This is a genomic window from Microbispora sp. CSR-4, from assembly GCF_008033685.1.
Classification (GTDB): Bacteria; Actinomycetota; Actinomycetes; order Streptosporangiales; family Streptosporangiaceae; genus Microbispora.
Map to the genome: position 1 here is coordinate 20,086 of NZ_VJVX01000059.1, position 14,241 is coordinate 34,326.

The window sequence follows — 14,241 nt, forward strand, 5'->3', positions numbered from 1 at the left end:
TATGCGCTCACGACCACTGCGCGCCCTGGGCCCGGCATTAGGGCTCGCACTGGCGCTGGCCGGCTGCGGCGCGGCCCCCGCGGACGACGGGATCGCCAGCGCGGGCGGCGCCACGGCCGGACCGGCGGCATCGGCGTCGGCCCCGGTGGACCGGCAGGACGCCCAGCTCAAGTTCGCCCAGTGCATGCGCGAGCACGGCGTGGACATGCCCGACCCCGGCCCGGACGGCCGCATCCGCATCACGAGCAAGAAGGGCGACCAGGCCGCGACGGAAAAGGCCATGCAGGACTGCCGGCACTTCATGAAGGACGCGATCGGCGACAAGGCCGGCGGCGGCGATCCCGAGGCGCGTGACCGGATGGTCAAGTTCGCCCAGTGCATGCGCGAGCACGGCATCGACATGCCCGACCCGGCCCCCGGCCAGGGCATCCAGATCAAGATCAAGCCGGGTCAGCGGAAGACGCTGGAAGAGGCCCAGAAGGCCTGCGAGGAGTTCGCGCCGGGGAGGAAGCCGTGAGGAAGGGCCTGGTGATCGCGGGCGCCGGCGTCCTCGCCCTGGCCGCCGCCGGAACGGCCGTCGCCATGGCGGGCGGCGACGGCGCGGGAGCGGCCGAGCCGTCCCCGCCCCCGGTGCCCGCCACCGCGTCGATCACGCGTCAGGACCTGATCGACACCAAGACCGTGGAGGGGGCGCTGACCTACTCCGGCGAGCGGCAGGTGACCGCCGACGCCGCCGGCACCGTGACCTGGACGCCCGCCGAGGGCGCGGTCGTCCGGCGCGGCCGCCCGCTGCTCAAGATCGACCGCAGGCCGGTGGTCCTCATGTACGGATCGCTGCCCATGTATCGCCCGCTGCGGCAGGGCGTCGACGACGGCCCGGACGTCGAGCAGCTCGAACGCAACCTCAAGGTCCTCGGCTACGGCGACGACCTGACCGTGGACGACCACTTCAGCTACGCCACCTATCTGGCCGTCAAGGAGTGGCAGGAAGCCGCCGGGCTCCCCGAGACCGGGCAGGTGGACGCCTCCCAGGTGGTCTTCCTGCCGGCCGCCGCCCGGGTGACCGACGCCAGGGTCGAGGTCGGCGACAGGAGCACTCCCGGACGTCCGGTCCTGACCGTCACGGGCGTACGGCGGCTGGTGCACGTGGACCTGTCCACCGACGACCAGTCGCTGGCCAGGAAGGGCGCCAAGGTCACCGTCGAACTGCCGGGCGGCGAGCGGGTCACCGGGAAGATCACCTCGGTCGGCACGGTGGCCAAGGCCGTCTCGTCCGGGCAGGGCCAGGACCAGGGCAGCACCATCGACGTCGACATCACCTTGAGCAAGCCGCCCAAGACACGGCTCGACAAGGCCCCGGTCGAGGTCGAGCTGGTCAGCGAGCGGCGCGAGAACGTGCTGGCCGTGCCGGTGGAGGCGCTGCTGGCCCTGCGCGAGGGCGGCTTCGGCGTCGAGGTGGTCGAGGGCGCCTCCACCCGCGTGGTCCCGGTCGAGCTCGGCGCCTTCGGCGGCGGCATGGTCGAGATCACCGGCGCCGGCCTCGCCGAGGGCATGAAGGTCGGGGTGCCCGCCACATGAGCATCCCGCAGCCCGAGCAGCCCGCCGTGGTGGAGCTGCGCGAGGTGACCAAGGTGTACGGCGCCGGCGTGCGGGCCCTGCGCGGCGTGGACCTGCTGGTCGGACGCGGCGAGCTGGTCGCCGTCGCCGGCCCGTCCGGATCCGGCAAGTCGACCCTGCTGCACCTCATCGGGACCCTCGACCGGCCCACCACGGGCACCGTACGGATCGCCGGGCACGACGTGGCCGGGCTGTCCGACCGGGAGCTTTCCGCGCTGCGCGCCCGCCACCTGGGCTTCGTCTTCCAGCAGTTCCACCTCGCACCGGGGGTGAGCGCGCTGGACAACGTCGCCGACGGCCTGCTCTACACCGGCACGCCGCTGCGGGCGCGGCGCGAACGCGCCGCCGCCGCGCTGGAACGGGTGGGCCTCGGCCACCGGCTCGGCCACCGGCCCGATCAGCTGTCGGGCGGGGAGCAGCAGCGGGTCGCGGTGGCCCGCGCCGTGGCGGGCGACCCGCCGCTGCTGCTGGCCGACGAGCCGACCGGCAACCTCGACTCGGCGGCGGGCGCCGAGGTGCTGAACGTCCTGCGCGACCTGCACGCCGCAGGCACCACGATCGTGGTCATCACCCACGACCCCGAGATCGCCGCGTGGTGCCCCCGACAGGTGCGCGTACGCGACGGCCGGGTCGTCGCCGACGCCGGGGCGGGCGCCGGACGCCGGCCACCCGGGCCCAACCCCAAAGCCGGCCCGAAAGCCCCCGCCGGCCCCGAAACGGCGTGGGCGGCGAAGGGAGCACCACGATGACCCGTCAGCGGCTGACCCCCGCCCGGCTCGGGCCGTCCGACATCCTGCGGACCGGCGCGGCCGGGCTGCGCACCCGCCCCGCGCGGGTGATCCTGTCCGCGCTCGGCATCGCCATCGGCATCGCCACGATGATCGCGGTGCTGGGCATCTCGTCGTCCTCCCGCGAGCAACTGCTGCGCCAGCTCGACCGGCTCGGCACCAACCTGCTGACCGTCGCGCCGGGGCAGACGATGTTCGGCGAGCAGGCCAAGCTGCCCGAGGAGGCGCTCGGCATGGTCCGGCGCATCGGGCCGGTGCGCACCGCCTCGGCCACCGGCACGGTCGACACCACGATCCGGCGCACCGACCGCATCCCCAAGGCCGTGACCGGCGGCATCGCCGTCCAGGCCGCGACCGCCGACCTGCTCACCACGCTGGAGGGCCGGGTCGTCACCGGCGCCTGGCTGAACGCCGCCACCGAGACGCGGCCCGCCGTCGTGCTGGGCGCCAAGGCCGCGGAGCGGCTCGGCATCACCAGGACGGGCGTACAGGTCTGGATGGGCGAACGGTGGTTCACCGTCGTCGGCGTCCTCGGCGCGATGCCGCTCGCCCCGGAGATCGAGCGCTCGGCGCTCGTCGGGTTCCCCGCCGCCGAGAAATACCTCGGCTTCGACGGCCACCCGACGACCATCTACGAGCGGTCCGCCGAGGAATCGGTGGAGGCCGTACGCGCCGTGCTGCCGCGCACGGTCAACCCGGAGAACCCGGAGGAGGTCACGGTCAGCAGGCCCTCCGACGCGCTGGCGGCCCGGGCGGCGGCCGCGAGCGCGTTCACCAACCTGCTGCTCGGGCTCGGCGCGGTCGCGCTGCTGGTCGGCGGCGTCGGCGTGGCCAACACCATGGTGATCTCGGTGCTGGAGCGGCGCAAGGAGATCGGCCTGCGCCGCTCGCTGGGCGCCACCCGCGGCCAGGTGCGCCTGCAGTTCCTCGCCGAGTCGCTGCTGCTGTCGGCGCTCGGCGGGGTGGCGGGCGCGGTGCTGGGCGGCCTGGCCACCGCCGGCTACGCGCTGTCGCGCGGCTGGCCGGCGGTGGTCCCGCCCTGGGCGTTCGCGGGCGCCGTCGGCGCCACGCTCGTCATCGGCACCCTCGCCGGTCTCTACCCGGCGATGCGCGCGGCCCGTCTGTCGCCGACGGTGGCGCTGGCCACCACCTGACGGGTCACCTCCAGCCGTCCGGGTCGACGCCGCCCGGCACCGGCGCCGCCGGGTCGTACGGCTCACGCGTGAAGATGAACGTGTTGAGGTCGAGGTGGGTCACCCCGCCGGGGGAGCGGACCACCCGCAGGGTCTCCCCGGCGTAGTAGCCGTCGAGCCCCAGCCAGGTGCCGTCGGGCCGGGCGGTGAACCGGGAGGCCCGCCCCTGGCCGCTCACCGGGGTCAGCGACAGGCCCCGCTGCGGCAGGACCCGCAGCACGTACGGCGTCGGCCCCCAATACCAGGGCCCGGTCAGCGCCAGCAGGTCCTCGTCCACGGGGGAGGGCGACCACTCGGCCGGCAGCGGCGGCTCGTGCTCGGCCAGGATGTCCAGCAGGGAGGTGTCGAGGTTGCGCACGCCCGAGGTGGTGTTGGCCATCCACAGCACGGCCGTGCCGTCGGCGGGGTCGGCCCACACGGTGGCCAGGAAACCGGGCATCGACCCGGTGTGACCGGCCAGCCGGCGCGGGCCGCCGGGCCCGGTGTGCCGGGCGAGCTGGAGGCCCAGCCCGTAGCCGCGGGTCCAGGTGTCGCCGTCGTCCACGACGGCCGGCTCGCGCATCTCGGCCACGGTGGCCGGGCGCAGCACCTCGCCGGTGTCGCCGCCGATGAATGCCGCCCACCGGGCCAGGTCGGCGGCCGTGGACCACATCTGCCCGGCCGGGGCCATCGCGCCGTGGTCGTTCTCCGGCTCCGGCAGCAGCGTGTCGGCCCACGGGTGCACGGCATACCCGGTGGCGTGCGGCGCGCGCGGGCGCGGGGTGGTGTCGCGCATGCCGAGCGGCTCCAGGATCTCCTCGCGTACGACCTCGTCCCACGGCGCCGACCGCTTGCGCGCGACCAGCTCGCCGAGCAGGGCGAACCCGAGGTTGGAGTAGTGGTAGCGGCGGCCGGGCCGGTGCCGGGACGACTCGGGGCCGAGCGCGGCGATCAGGTCGGCCACCGGCACGCCCGGGGTGCGCTCCCACCACTGGCCGGGAGACTCGGCGGTCAGCCCGCCGCTGTGCGACAGCAACTGGGCGACCGTGACGTCGCCCAGCGGCGTGCCGGGGACGTGCTTGTCCAGGGGATCCAGCAGGTCGAGCCTGCCCTCGTCGCGCAGCCGCATGACGACGACCGCCACGAAGGTCTTGGTGATGGACCCGATGCGGTACTGGGTGTCCCGCGTGGGCGGCTCCCCGCCGACCCGGCCGCGCGCCCCGAACCAGGCGATCTCGCCGTCCCGCACGATCGCCGCCACCACCGACGGCAGCCGCGCCTCGGCCTGCTCGGCCGCCAGCCGGCGCAGCAGTGCGCGGGCCGTCCCCTCCAGCACCATTTTTGGTCGTCCCCTTTCCGTGATCCGCACCAGGCTAGCGTTCCTGTGCCCGCGCGGCCCGGGACTCGGCCCAGGCCGCGCATCGCCCCAAAGAAGCCGGGTTCTCAGCCGTCGAGCCACCGGCCGATCTCGGCACAGACCTGCGCCTTCACCTCCGCAGGGGCGAAGCCGCACTCGACCGAGGCGCGGGCCAGGTCCGCCAGCTCGGCGTCGCTGCACCCGAAGACCTCCCGGGCGCGCTGGTATTCCGCGGCCAGCGATGTCTCCCCGTCCGTGTTCAGGGTGACCGTCAGACCGGCTTCGACCAGGCGCGGCAGCGGGTGCTCGGCCAGCGACGGGACCAGCCCGAGCAGGACGTTCGAGAAGGGGCAGACCTCCAGCGGCACGCGGCGGCTCCGCAGCTCGGCCACCAGCTCCGGGTCCTCCAGCACGCGGATGCCGTGGCCGATCCGCTCCGCGTGCCCCACCGTCAACGCCTCCCGCACGCTGGCCGGTCCTGCCGTCCCCCCGGCGTGGTGCACCAGGTGCACCCCCGCCTCGCGGGCGGCCTGCAACACCTCGGCGAACGGCGCCGCCGGGTGGGACTCGTCCCCGGCCAGGCCGATGGCCACCACCTGCGGGTGCCGTACGGCCAGCTTGAGGCTGTGCCACAGCCGTTCGGCGGGACGGCGGCGGGAGTGGTCCAGGATCACCCGCGTCCGGATGCCGTACCGCTCCGCACCGGCGGCGAGGCCCTCCAGCACGGCCTCCAGCGGCATGTCCGGATCGCCGACCCGCTCGCCGTGGGCCGCCGCGGTGAAGGTGACCTCCGCGTAGCGGACGCCCTGGGCCGCCTCGTCCTGGCAGAACTCCTCGGCGATGCGGCGGAAGTGCCCGGGCTCGCGCAGCAGCGCGCGCACCTGGGCACGCTGGTCGGCGAACTCCCGGAAGTCCCGGAACGGCCGGTCCTGCACCGGTGGGTCGCCGCCCAGCTCGCGGATCGTCGCGGGACGGACGGTGCTTTCCAGGTGAGTGTGCAGGTGAGCCTTGGGCAGCAGGCGGAGGTCTCTCACCGGCAGCACCCTAGGCAATCGGCGCCCGCGGCACCCACACATTTTCCAGCGCGGCGACGGCGACCCCGCTCGGGGCGGCGGTCGCTGTGGGCAACGTGCTGGGCAGCGGAGCCTGCTCGTTGATTCCGAGCGTGATCCGGCGACCGAGCGTCCGCCTCATCGTCACAGGAGGAACGGCAGTGCCCGCGCGACCACGACGGGGCCCGATTTCGGTTCCGTCGGTGACAGGTGGCCGAGGCCGTCGACGGTTTCGAGACTGGCGTCGGGAAGGGCGTCGCGGAGCATGGTGAACTCCGCTCGGTGCTCGGGCCTGGAGCGGCCGCCGACGAGGAGCAGCACCGGGGCGGTGACATCGGCGAACTCGGGGAGCCGGCCATACTGGGCGGCGAGCTGCTCGTGCTCGGCCAGGCATGCCGTCAGCAGGGATCGCATGCGCTCCCATCTCGGCCCGCGCAACACGACGCGCATCACGGTGCGCAGATACCAGTGCGGCAGCTTGGCCATGAAGGCCGGCGCTCCGCCAGAGCCTTGGATGAAGTGGACGAACGCGCCGTAGTGGTCGCCTGCGGCCAGCCGTTCCCGGAACGGCGCCATCCACGCGGTGGGGACGGGGGCGCAGGGCACTCCCGGCTCGTAGACCGCGATGCGGTCGAACAGCGGCAAGGAGCGTGCGGCCTCCAGGACGACGAGCCCGCCATAACTGTGCCCGAAGGCCAGGCGGGCCCCGGTCGCGGCCTGGACGGCGTGCAGGTCCTCGACTTCCTTGGCCAGCGAATACTCCGATCCCTGGGGGCCGCTGGCGCCGCGTCCGCGCCGGTCGACGACGTGCACGGTGAAGGAGCGGGCCAGCAGGCGGGCCAGCGGCAGGTAGTCGTCGGAGGTGCTCAGGTTGCCGCCGACCACGATCAGGTCCGGTCCTGCGCCCAGGGTTCGGTAAGCGATCGCCGTGCCATCGGCCGAAACTGCCGTGTGCTCGTGTAAGGGCGGAGTATCGGTGTTCCGGCTCACTTGCCCGCCTCCCGCTCGAGCCGGTCGAACGTGGTCAGCAGCCGCGCGGTGTGCTCGGCGTACTCGGCGTACGGCACGCCGCTCTCGGCGACGACGGCGGCGAGCCGATCTTCGAACTCCTGCCGGATCGAGGCCACAAGCCGCTTTCCCTCGTCGGTGAGGCTCAGTCGCCGCCGGTTGCCCCCGGCGGGGTCGGGCTGGACGTCGAGGAGACCGTCGGCGGCCAGGACGCCGGTCATGCGGCTCACCGACGGCTCGGTGACGCCGAGGTATTCGGCGAGGGTCCGCTGTGTCGAGGCCCCCAGTTCCCCCACCAGGGTCAGGGCCAGGAACCGGCTGTAGGAGATGTCGTGCTCCGCCCGGAGTATGCGGTCGGCGGCCCGGTCCAGCCGAGCGGTGAGCACATGCAGGTTGAGGCTGAGGTTCCGCTCCATGCCCGCTAACTTAACAAGCTAACTTAGCTAAGGCAAGATGCGGCTACGCGAGCGAGCGTCTGGAGACCTCTCACGGCGCGGTACCGGTCGGTGCGCCGTCCGATGCGGCCGGGGGTGAGTGGCGATCACCTGGCCACGCAGTTCACTGATCGACGGGATCGCGCCGCCTCCGGCGGGCTCCGACGCCGAGAAGCGCTGGGCCGAGAACAACGTGGCGTCCCCCTATTGGGGCGTCCCTTCTGCCGGGCGGGCGGCCGGAGCGGCGGTCCGGCCGCCCGCCCGGGGAATCACCTGGACTCGATCCGGCCCAGCGGATCGCCGGCCGCGGCCAGAGCGGCACGCGCCGCCGGCCAGGCGGAGCCGTCGACGCCGAGCGCGGTGCGGAGGTAGGCCCAGGTGAGCCGCTGGATCAGGGCGACCCGCTCGGGGTTCTCGTCCGTGGTCTCCGTGACGTTGTAGCCGGAGATCCCGCCAAGCGAGTGTTCCGCACCGAACACAGTGAGCAGGCTCTTGCCGTGTGGGCTCTGGACGTACGCGTCGGTGAACCAGTCTGGCCCCCGGACCGACAGCAGGGACTGGTCGTGATCTCCCGCGACCACGAGGGCCGGTGTGGTCATCTCCGCGAAGCCCGGGTTCATGAACGGGAAGTGCTCGGCGGCGAACGGAGTCAGGTCGGCTCCGCCCGTGCCGGGGACGGCGAGCAGCACACCCGCCGTGATCCGCGGGTCGGACAGGTCCTCTCCCGGCTCGCCTTCCGGGCCGAGGACACGCGCCCCGAGGAGCATGCTCGCCGTCTGGGCGCCCCAGGAGTGCCCGGCCACGGCGATGCGGCTCCGGTCGAGCCGCCCGGCGAGGCCGGGAGCGGCGGCTTCGACGAAATCCAGCCCGTCGAGGACGCGCGTGAGGTCCTCGACGCGGAGCCGCCAGATCAGAGACGTACGAGGGTCGTCGGGAGGGAGGTTCAGCGTCCTCGAGTCGAGATGGGTGGGCTGGATCACCGCGAAGCCGTGGGCGGTCCAGAAGTCGACCAGCGGGGCGTAGCCGTCCATCGACTCCCCGAAACCGTGCGAGAAGACGATGACCGGCAGTTCGTTTCCGGTCGCCGGCGCGGACACGCGTACGCGCAGGTCCTCGCCGCGGCCGGGGGCCGGCAGCACGACCGGCCGCACCGCGATGACCGGGGACGGGGTGCCGACGGCCAGGCCGGGAACCGCCACAGTTGTCTCACTCATGGGATGGTCTTCCTCTCAGATGCCACATCTCAACGGGGTCGCCGGCGCCACCGGCGGCGCGGGATGAGTGCGCCGACGGCGGCCGGGCGGAAAGGGAAGTGCGGGGAGGACGCATGGATTGGTCGCAGGCCCGCTGCTCTGGCATCATGAGCAAACGGGACCGTGTCCCGTTTTGACGATACGGAACCATGTCCCGTTTAGCAAGTCGATGGAGGGAGCCGCGCGATGAACGACAGCGACCGGGGCGCGGGACGGGCGGCCCGGCCCAGACGGGCGGACGCACGGCGCAACGAGAAGACCCTGCTCGACGCGGCCGCCGAGGTCTTCGTCGCATCGGGCGTGGACGCGCCCGTACGCGACATCGCGGCCAAGGCCGGCGTCGGGACGGCCACCATCTATCGCCACTTCCCGACGCGGGCGGATCTCATCATCGCCGTCTACCGGCACCAGGTGGAGGCCTGCGCCGAGGCCGGACCGGCCCTGCTGGAGTCCAGCGCGACGCCCTACGAAGCACTGCGACGCTGGATCGGCCTGTTCGTCGACTTCCTGGTCACCAAGCACGGGCTGGCCGCCGTGCTGCGCTCCGACGAGCCCGGGTTCGAGGCGCTGCACGCCTACTTCCTCGACCGGCTCGTGCCCGTGTGCACCCGGCTGCTGGACGCCGCGGCCGCCGCCGGTGAGATCCGCTCCGACGTCCCGGCCCTCCAGCTCATGCACGGCGTCGGGAACCTCTGCATCGGCGCCGAGCACGATCCCCACTACGACGCCCGACGGCTGGCCGGGCTGCTCATCGCCGGGCTGCGCCTGCCGGGCTAGGTCATGTCCGTGCCGCGACGTCCCCAGTGCGACGTGCCCGGTGCGATGTGCCCGGTGCGATGTGCTCAGTGCGACGGCCAGGCGACGTCGTCGATCGCGAGCCACGGCGCCTCGGCCACGGCCGCGGGCGTGAGCCCGGCGAACGCCTTGACCTCGCGGGTGAGGTGGGACTGGTCGACGTAGCCGCTTTCCGCGGCGACACCGGCCGCACCGTGCCCCGCCGCGAGCAGGTGGGCGGCGTGGTCGAACCGCACCAGCTGGGCGGCGCGTTTGGGAGTGATGCCGAGCTGGGACCGGAAGCGCGACCACAGGCGCTTGCGGCTCCAGCCCACCTCGTCCGCAAGGCCGTCGACCCGCACCCGCCCCCGGCGGGCGAGGGTTCGCCGCCAGACGTGCGCGACCTCCGGATCGACCTGCGGACGGGCCTCCAGCCGCCGGCCGATGATGTCCCTCGCGATCGTGAACCGTTCGTCCCACGACGTGGTGGCGCGCAGCCTGTCTTCGGCGCGGGCGGCGTCGCGTCCCCAGAGGTCTTCCAGAGCGAGCACCGCCCCGCTGAGCTCGGCCGATCCCCCGAACACGGCGGCCGCCACGATCGGCTCCAGCCGGATCTGGAGGCACTCGACCCGGCGACCGGCCGCCCGGAAGTCGCCGGGAAGGAGCCCGGCGACGACGCTGCCGCGCCGGGTCCGGCCACGGGCGTCGTAGACGACGGTCTCGGTGTCGCTCAGGTCGACGAACAGGGTGACGAACGGATAGGCGACCATGCGGATGTCCCACAGTGCGGGGGAGCGCTGGCGGAACCCGGCCATGCTCACCCCCGGCAGCCGGCCCGGCATGCGCGGGACCGCGACGTCCACCCACGCCCAGTCGTATGACGTCCCCGCCGACGGCATACGACCAGCCTAATCACCCCCGGGCCGCATGATCGGCGGGCCTCGCCCGGTCCCGGAATCCGCTTGCGCGGCCTTGTTACGGTGTCCGCATGCCCTCCCCCTCTCAGCGCGCCCTGCTGCCGCGCTCGGCACCGGCGGCCTCGGGGATGTCGTCCCGCTCGATCGCCGCGCTGCTGGACCGGCTCGACGGACGATTCGTCGAGTGCCACTCCCTCATGGTCGTACGCCACGGTCACGTCGTCGCCGAAGGGTGGTGGGCGCCGTACTCGGCCGGACGCCCGCACCTTCTCTACTCGCTGACCAAGTCGTTCACCTCGGTCGCCGTGGGGCTCGCCATCAGCGACGGGCTGCTCGCGCTGGACGACCGGGTGGTCGACGTGCTGCCCGACCACGTTCCGGCCGGCGTCTGCGAGCAGGGACGCCGCATCACCGTTCACCACCTGCTGTCCATGACGGCCGGGCACCGCGACGACAGCCTCGCCGAGGCGTGGGAGCTCGAACCGGGCGACCTGGTGAAGGGCTTCCTGCGCGTGCCGTTCCCCGAGCCCGAGGGCACCCGGCACGCCTACGACAATCCGACCACCTTCGTCCTGGCCCGGATGGTGGAACGGGTCACGGGCCGCGGCCTCCCCGAGTTGCTCGACGAGCGTCTCTTCGGGCCGATGGGCGTCGACCACGCCGAATGGGACCGGGTGGCGAGCGGCGCCGCCTTCGGGTTCCACGGGCTGCACCTCACGACCGAGGCCGTGGCCGCCTTCGGCGAACTGCTGCTGCGCGGAGGACTGTGGGGCGACCGGCGGCTCGTCCCGCGCGAGTGGGTGGAGCTCGCGACCCGGCGGCACATCGCCACCCAGCAGGTCGAGGGCTGGTCGGAGAGCCTCGACACGCTGTGCGGATACGGCTACCAGTTCTGGATGTCGCAGCACGGTTATCGAGGCGACGGCGCGTTCGGCCAGCTGTGCGTGGTCGTCCCGTCGCATGATCTCGTGGTCGCCGTCACCGCCGCCGCGACGGAGGGGGCGCAGATACTCGACCCGATCTGGGAGTGCCTGATCTCCGGCGTGGACCGGGCGGACAGCGCCCGGGACGACGAGATCCTCGCCGAGCGGCTGCGGCGGCTGTCGTTCGCGCCGGTGCCGGGATCGGCCGCCCCGCAGCGCGGCGTCACGGCGAAGGTCGACGCATCCGCCGGGGATTCGCCGCTGCCCGGCGGCACCACGGTGACCGTCGATCCCGTGGACGGTGGCTGGCTCCTGCGGGTGGGGCCGGCGCTCGACGTCGAGGCCGGTCACGGCGCATGGCGGGAGAGCTCGCCGCTCGGCCGCCCTGTCGTGGCGGCCGGCGCCTGGCAGGGCGACACGTTCGTCGCCGACCTTTTCGTCATCACCACTCCTCACCGGGTGCGGCTGGTGGTCGACGCCGGCGCGGGGACGGCGGTGGCGACGTGGAACATCGTGCCCCTGACCGGCCCCGATCTGGCGGTCCACGTGCGGTCGCCGCTGATGACCCGGCCCGACGTCGCGTAGGAGGCCCGCGCTTCGTCCCCCGCGGCTGCGGTCGCGTCCGGCGGGGGCCGCCGGGTGGGAGACAATGCGACCCATGACGAATCCTCCCGGGGGCGCCGCGGGCAGGCCGCCCGGCGTCCAGCTCGACGCCGTGCTGGAGCGGATCACCTATGCCAACGAGGAGACCGGTTACACGATCGCCAGGGTCGCCACCGAACGGTCCGGCACCGAGCTGCTGACCGTCGTCGGCCCGCTGCTCGGGGCGCAGGTGGGCGAGTCGCTGCGGCTCACCGGCCGCTGGGGCTCCCACCCCAAGTACGGCAGGCAGTTCGAGGTGTGGTCCTACACCACCGTCCTGCCGGCGACGATCCAGGGCATCCAGCGCTACCTGGGCTCCGGGCTGATCAAGGGCATCGGCCCGAAGATGGCCGAGCGGATCGTGGACCACTTCGGCACCGACACGCTGCGGGTCATCGAGGAGGAGCCCAAGCGCCTGGTCGAGGTGCCCGGCCTCGGGCCCAAGCGGACCAAGATGATCGCCGCGGCCTGGGAGGAGCAGAAGATCATCAAGGAGGTGATGATCTTCCTGCAGGGCGTCGGGGTGTCCACCTCCATCGCCGTGCGCATCTTCAAGCAGTACGGCGAGGACTCCATCGACGTGGTCCGCAAGGAGCCCTACCGGCTCGCCGACGACGTGTGGGGCATCGGCTTCAAGACCGCCGACACCATCGCCCAGGCCGTCGGCATCCCGCACGACAGCCCCGAGCGGGTCAAGGCCGGGTTGCGCTACACGCTGTCGCAGGCCGCCGACGACGGCCACTGCTATCTGCCCGCCCCCAACCTGGTCGCCGACGCCGTCAAGATCCTTGAGGTGCCGCCCGACCTGACCACCGCCTGCCTGGAGGAGCTCGTCGCCGAGGAGGGCGTGGTCCGCGAGGAGATCCCCGCCAGGGGAAACGGCGAGCAAGACGACGAGAGCACCGTCCCCGCGATCTACCTCGTCCCCTTCCACCGCGCCGAGCTGTCGCTGGCCGGCACCCTGCGCACCCTGCTGACCGCCGGCCACGACCGGCTCAAGGCGTTCGCCGACGTGGACTGGCCGGCCGCCTTCGACTGGCTGCGCGGCCGCACCGGCGCCGACCTCGCGCCCGAGCAGGCCGAGGCCGTACGGCTCGCGCTGACGGAGAAGGTGGCCGTGCTGACCGGCGGCCCCGGCTGCGGCAAGAGCTTCACCGTGCGCTCGGTGGTGACGCTGGCCCGCGCGAAGCGGGCCAAGGTCATCCTCGCCGCCCCGACCGGCCGGGCGGCCAAGCGGCTGGCCGAGCTGACCGGCCACGAGGCCACCACCGTGCACCGGCTGCTCCAGCTCCGCCCCGGCGGCGACCCCACCTTCGACCGCGACAACCCGCTCGACGCCGACCTGGTCGTCGTGGACGAGGCGTCCATGCTCGACCTGCTGCTGGCCAACAAGCTGGCCAAGGCGGTCGCCCCGGGCGCGCACCTGCTGTTCGTCGGCGACGTCGACCAGCTTCCCTCGGTCGGTGCCGGAGAGGTGCTGCGCGACCTGCTGGCCGCCCCCGGCATCCCCCGGGTGCGCCTGACGCAGATCTTCCGCCAGGCGCAGGAGTCGGGCGTGGTCGTCAACGCGCACCGCGTCAACACCGGCCAGCACCCGCTGGTCCGCGAGTTCCCCGACTTCTTCCTGTTCTCCTGCGAGGAGCCCGAGGAGATCGCCGCGCTGACCGTGGACGTGGTCGCCCGGCGCATTCCCCGCAAGTTCGGGCTCAACCCGCGCAGGGACATCCAGGTGCTGGCGCCCATGCACCGCGGCGCGGCCGGCGCCGGCGCGCTCAACATCGCCCTGCAGGAGGCGCTGACCCCCTCCCGCGAGGGCATGCCGGAGCGCCGCTACGGCGGGCGGGTCTTCCGCGTCGGCGACAAGGGCACCCAGCTGCGCAACAACTACGACAAGGGCGCGGCCGGGGTGTTCAACGGCACGGTCGGCGTCGTCACCGCCATCACCCCCGAGGAGAGCAAGCTGACCGTGCTGACCGACGAGGACGAGAACGTCGACTACTCCTTCGACGAGCTCGACGAACTCGCCCACGCCTACGCGGTCAGCATCCACCGCTCCCAGGGCAGCGAGTATCCGGCGGTCGTCATCCCGCTGGCCACCAGCGCCTGGATGATGTTGCAGCGCAACCTTCTCTACACCGCCATCACGCGTGCCAAGAAGCTCGTGGTCATCGTCGGGTCGCGGCGGGCGCTCGGCCAGGCCGTACGCACGCGGGGGGCGGGCCGCCGCCACACGGGGCTGACCCACCGCCTCCGCGTGCCCTGATCCGCCGTGCCCTGATCTCTCACGGCCTGGCCGGCGCGCCC

At 73.3% G+C, this 14,241-nt stretch carries 13 protein-coding genes; 7 read left to right on the forward strand and 6 right to left on the reverse strand.

Annotated elements, in window-relative coordinates; genetic code table 11:
• Position 1 precedes the first annotated feature (1 nt).
• Genes FLV34_RS32325 through FLV34_RS32340 form a run of 4 tightly spaced genes read left to right on the forward strand, consistent with a single transcriptional unit; the run spans position 2 to position 3,559 of the window.
• Complete coding sequence (locus FLV34_RS32325) at positions 2-517, forward strand: hypothetical protein (protein WP_142651019.1); 516 nt, start codon at positions 2-4, stop codon at positions 515-517.
• Positions 514-1,578 (forward strand): efflux RND transporter periplasmic adaptor subunit, encoded by a 1,065-nt coding sequence (locus FLV34_RS32330; RefSeq protein WP_260617481.1) that lies wholly within the window; start codon positions 514-516, stop codon positions 1,576-1,578. The genes FLV34_RS32325 and FLV34_RS32330 overlap by 4 nt, the downstream gene beginning before the upstream one ends.
• The gene (locus tag FLV34_RS32335) at positions 1,575-2,366 is read left to right on the forward strand and encodes an ABC transporter ATP-binding protein (protein WP_142651018.1); all 792 of its coding nucleotides are present in this window, start codon (positions 1,575-1,577) and stop codon (positions 2,364-2,366) included. Before FLV34_RS32330 ends, FLV34_RS32335 begins: the two co-directional genes overlap by 4 nt.
• Complete coding sequence (locus FLV34_RS32340) at positions 2,363-3,559, forward strand: ABC transporter permease (RefSeq protein ID WP_147944895.1); 1,197 nt, start codon at positions 2,363-2,365, stop codon at positions 3,557-3,559. The genes FLV34_RS32335 and FLV34_RS32340 overlap by 4 nt, the downstream gene beginning before the upstream one ends.
• A gap of 4 nt (positions 3,560-3,563) precedes the next feature.
• Here the strand turns inward: FLV34_RS32340 and FLV34_RS32345 are convergent, their stop codons facing one another.
• The 5 genes from FLV34_RS32345 to FLV34_RS32370 form a co-directional block, all read right to left on the reverse strand.
• Positions 3,564-4,916, reverse strand: coding sequence for a serine hydrolase (locus FLV34_RS32345; RefSeq protein ID WP_147944896.1), 1,353 nt, complete (start codon positions 4,914-4,916; stop codon positions 3,564-3,566).
• 104 nt (positions 4,917-5,020) lie between these two features.
• Entirely contained in the window at positions 5,021-5,968 is a 948-nt protein-coding gene (add, locus tag FLV34_RS32350) for an adenosine deaminase (protein ID WP_187280791.1), read from the reverse strand.
• 162 nt (positions 5,969-6,130) lie between these two features.
• On the reverse strand, positions 6,131-6,871 hold the full coding sequence (locus FLV34_RS32355; protein WP_168066424.1) for an alpha/beta fold hydrolase: 741 nt from the start codon (positions 6,869-6,871) through the stop codon (positions 6,131-6,133).
• A 101-nt stretch (positions 6,872-6,972) separates the two neighbouring features.
• The gene (locus FLV34_RS32360) at positions 6,973-7,410 is read right to left on the reverse strand and encodes a MarR family winged helix-turn-helix transcriptional regulator (protein WP_142651014.1); all 438 of its coding nucleotides are present in this window, start codon (positions 7,408-7,410) and stop codon (positions 6,973-6,975) included.
• A gap of 287 nt (positions 7,411-7,697) precedes the next feature.
• Entirely contained in the window at positions 7,698-8,642 is a 945-nt protein-coding gene (locus FLV34_RS32370) for a chlorophyllase (RefSeq protein WP_147944898.1), read from the reverse strand.
• 225 nt (positions 8,643-8,867) lie between these two features.
• Here FLV34_RS32370 and FLV34_RS32375 point away from each other — a divergent pair, with 225 nt between their 5' ends.
• Positions 8,868-9,458, forward strand: coding sequence for a TetR/AcrR family transcriptional regulator (locus tag FLV34_RS32375; protein WP_142651013.1), 591 nt, complete (start codon positions 8,868-8,870; stop codon positions 9,456-9,458).
• Between the two features lie 65 nt (positions 9,459-9,523).
• On the opposite strand, the gene FLV34_RS32380 is transcribed toward FLV34_RS32375, so the two are convergent.
• Positions 9,524-10,354: an AraC family transcriptional regulator gene (locus FLV34_RS32380; protein ID WP_261985981.1), complete on the reverse strand. Its 831-nt coding sequence runs from the start codon at positions 10,352-10,354 to the stop codon at positions 9,524-9,526.
• An 89-nt stretch (positions 10,355-10,443) separates the two neighbouring features.
• Here FLV34_RS32380 and FLV34_RS32385 point away from each other — a divergent pair, with 89 nt between their 5' ends.
• Both FLV34_RS32385 and FLV34_RS32390 read left to right on the forward strand, forming a co-directional pair.
• Positions 10,444-11,880: a serine hydrolase gene (locus FLV34_RS32385; RefSeq protein WP_222709698.1), complete on the forward strand. Its 1,437-nt coding sequence runs from the start codon at positions 10,444-10,446 to the stop codon at positions 11,878-11,880.
• 73 nt (positions 11,881-11,953) lie between these two features.
• The gene (locus FLV34_RS32390) at positions 11,954-14,200 is read left to right on the forward strand and encodes an ATP-dependent RecD-like DNA helicase (protein ID WP_147944899.1); all 2,247 of its coding nucleotides are present in this window, start codon (positions 11,954-11,956) and stop codon (positions 14,198-14,200) included.
• Positions 14,201-14,241: the final 41 nt, after the last annotated feature.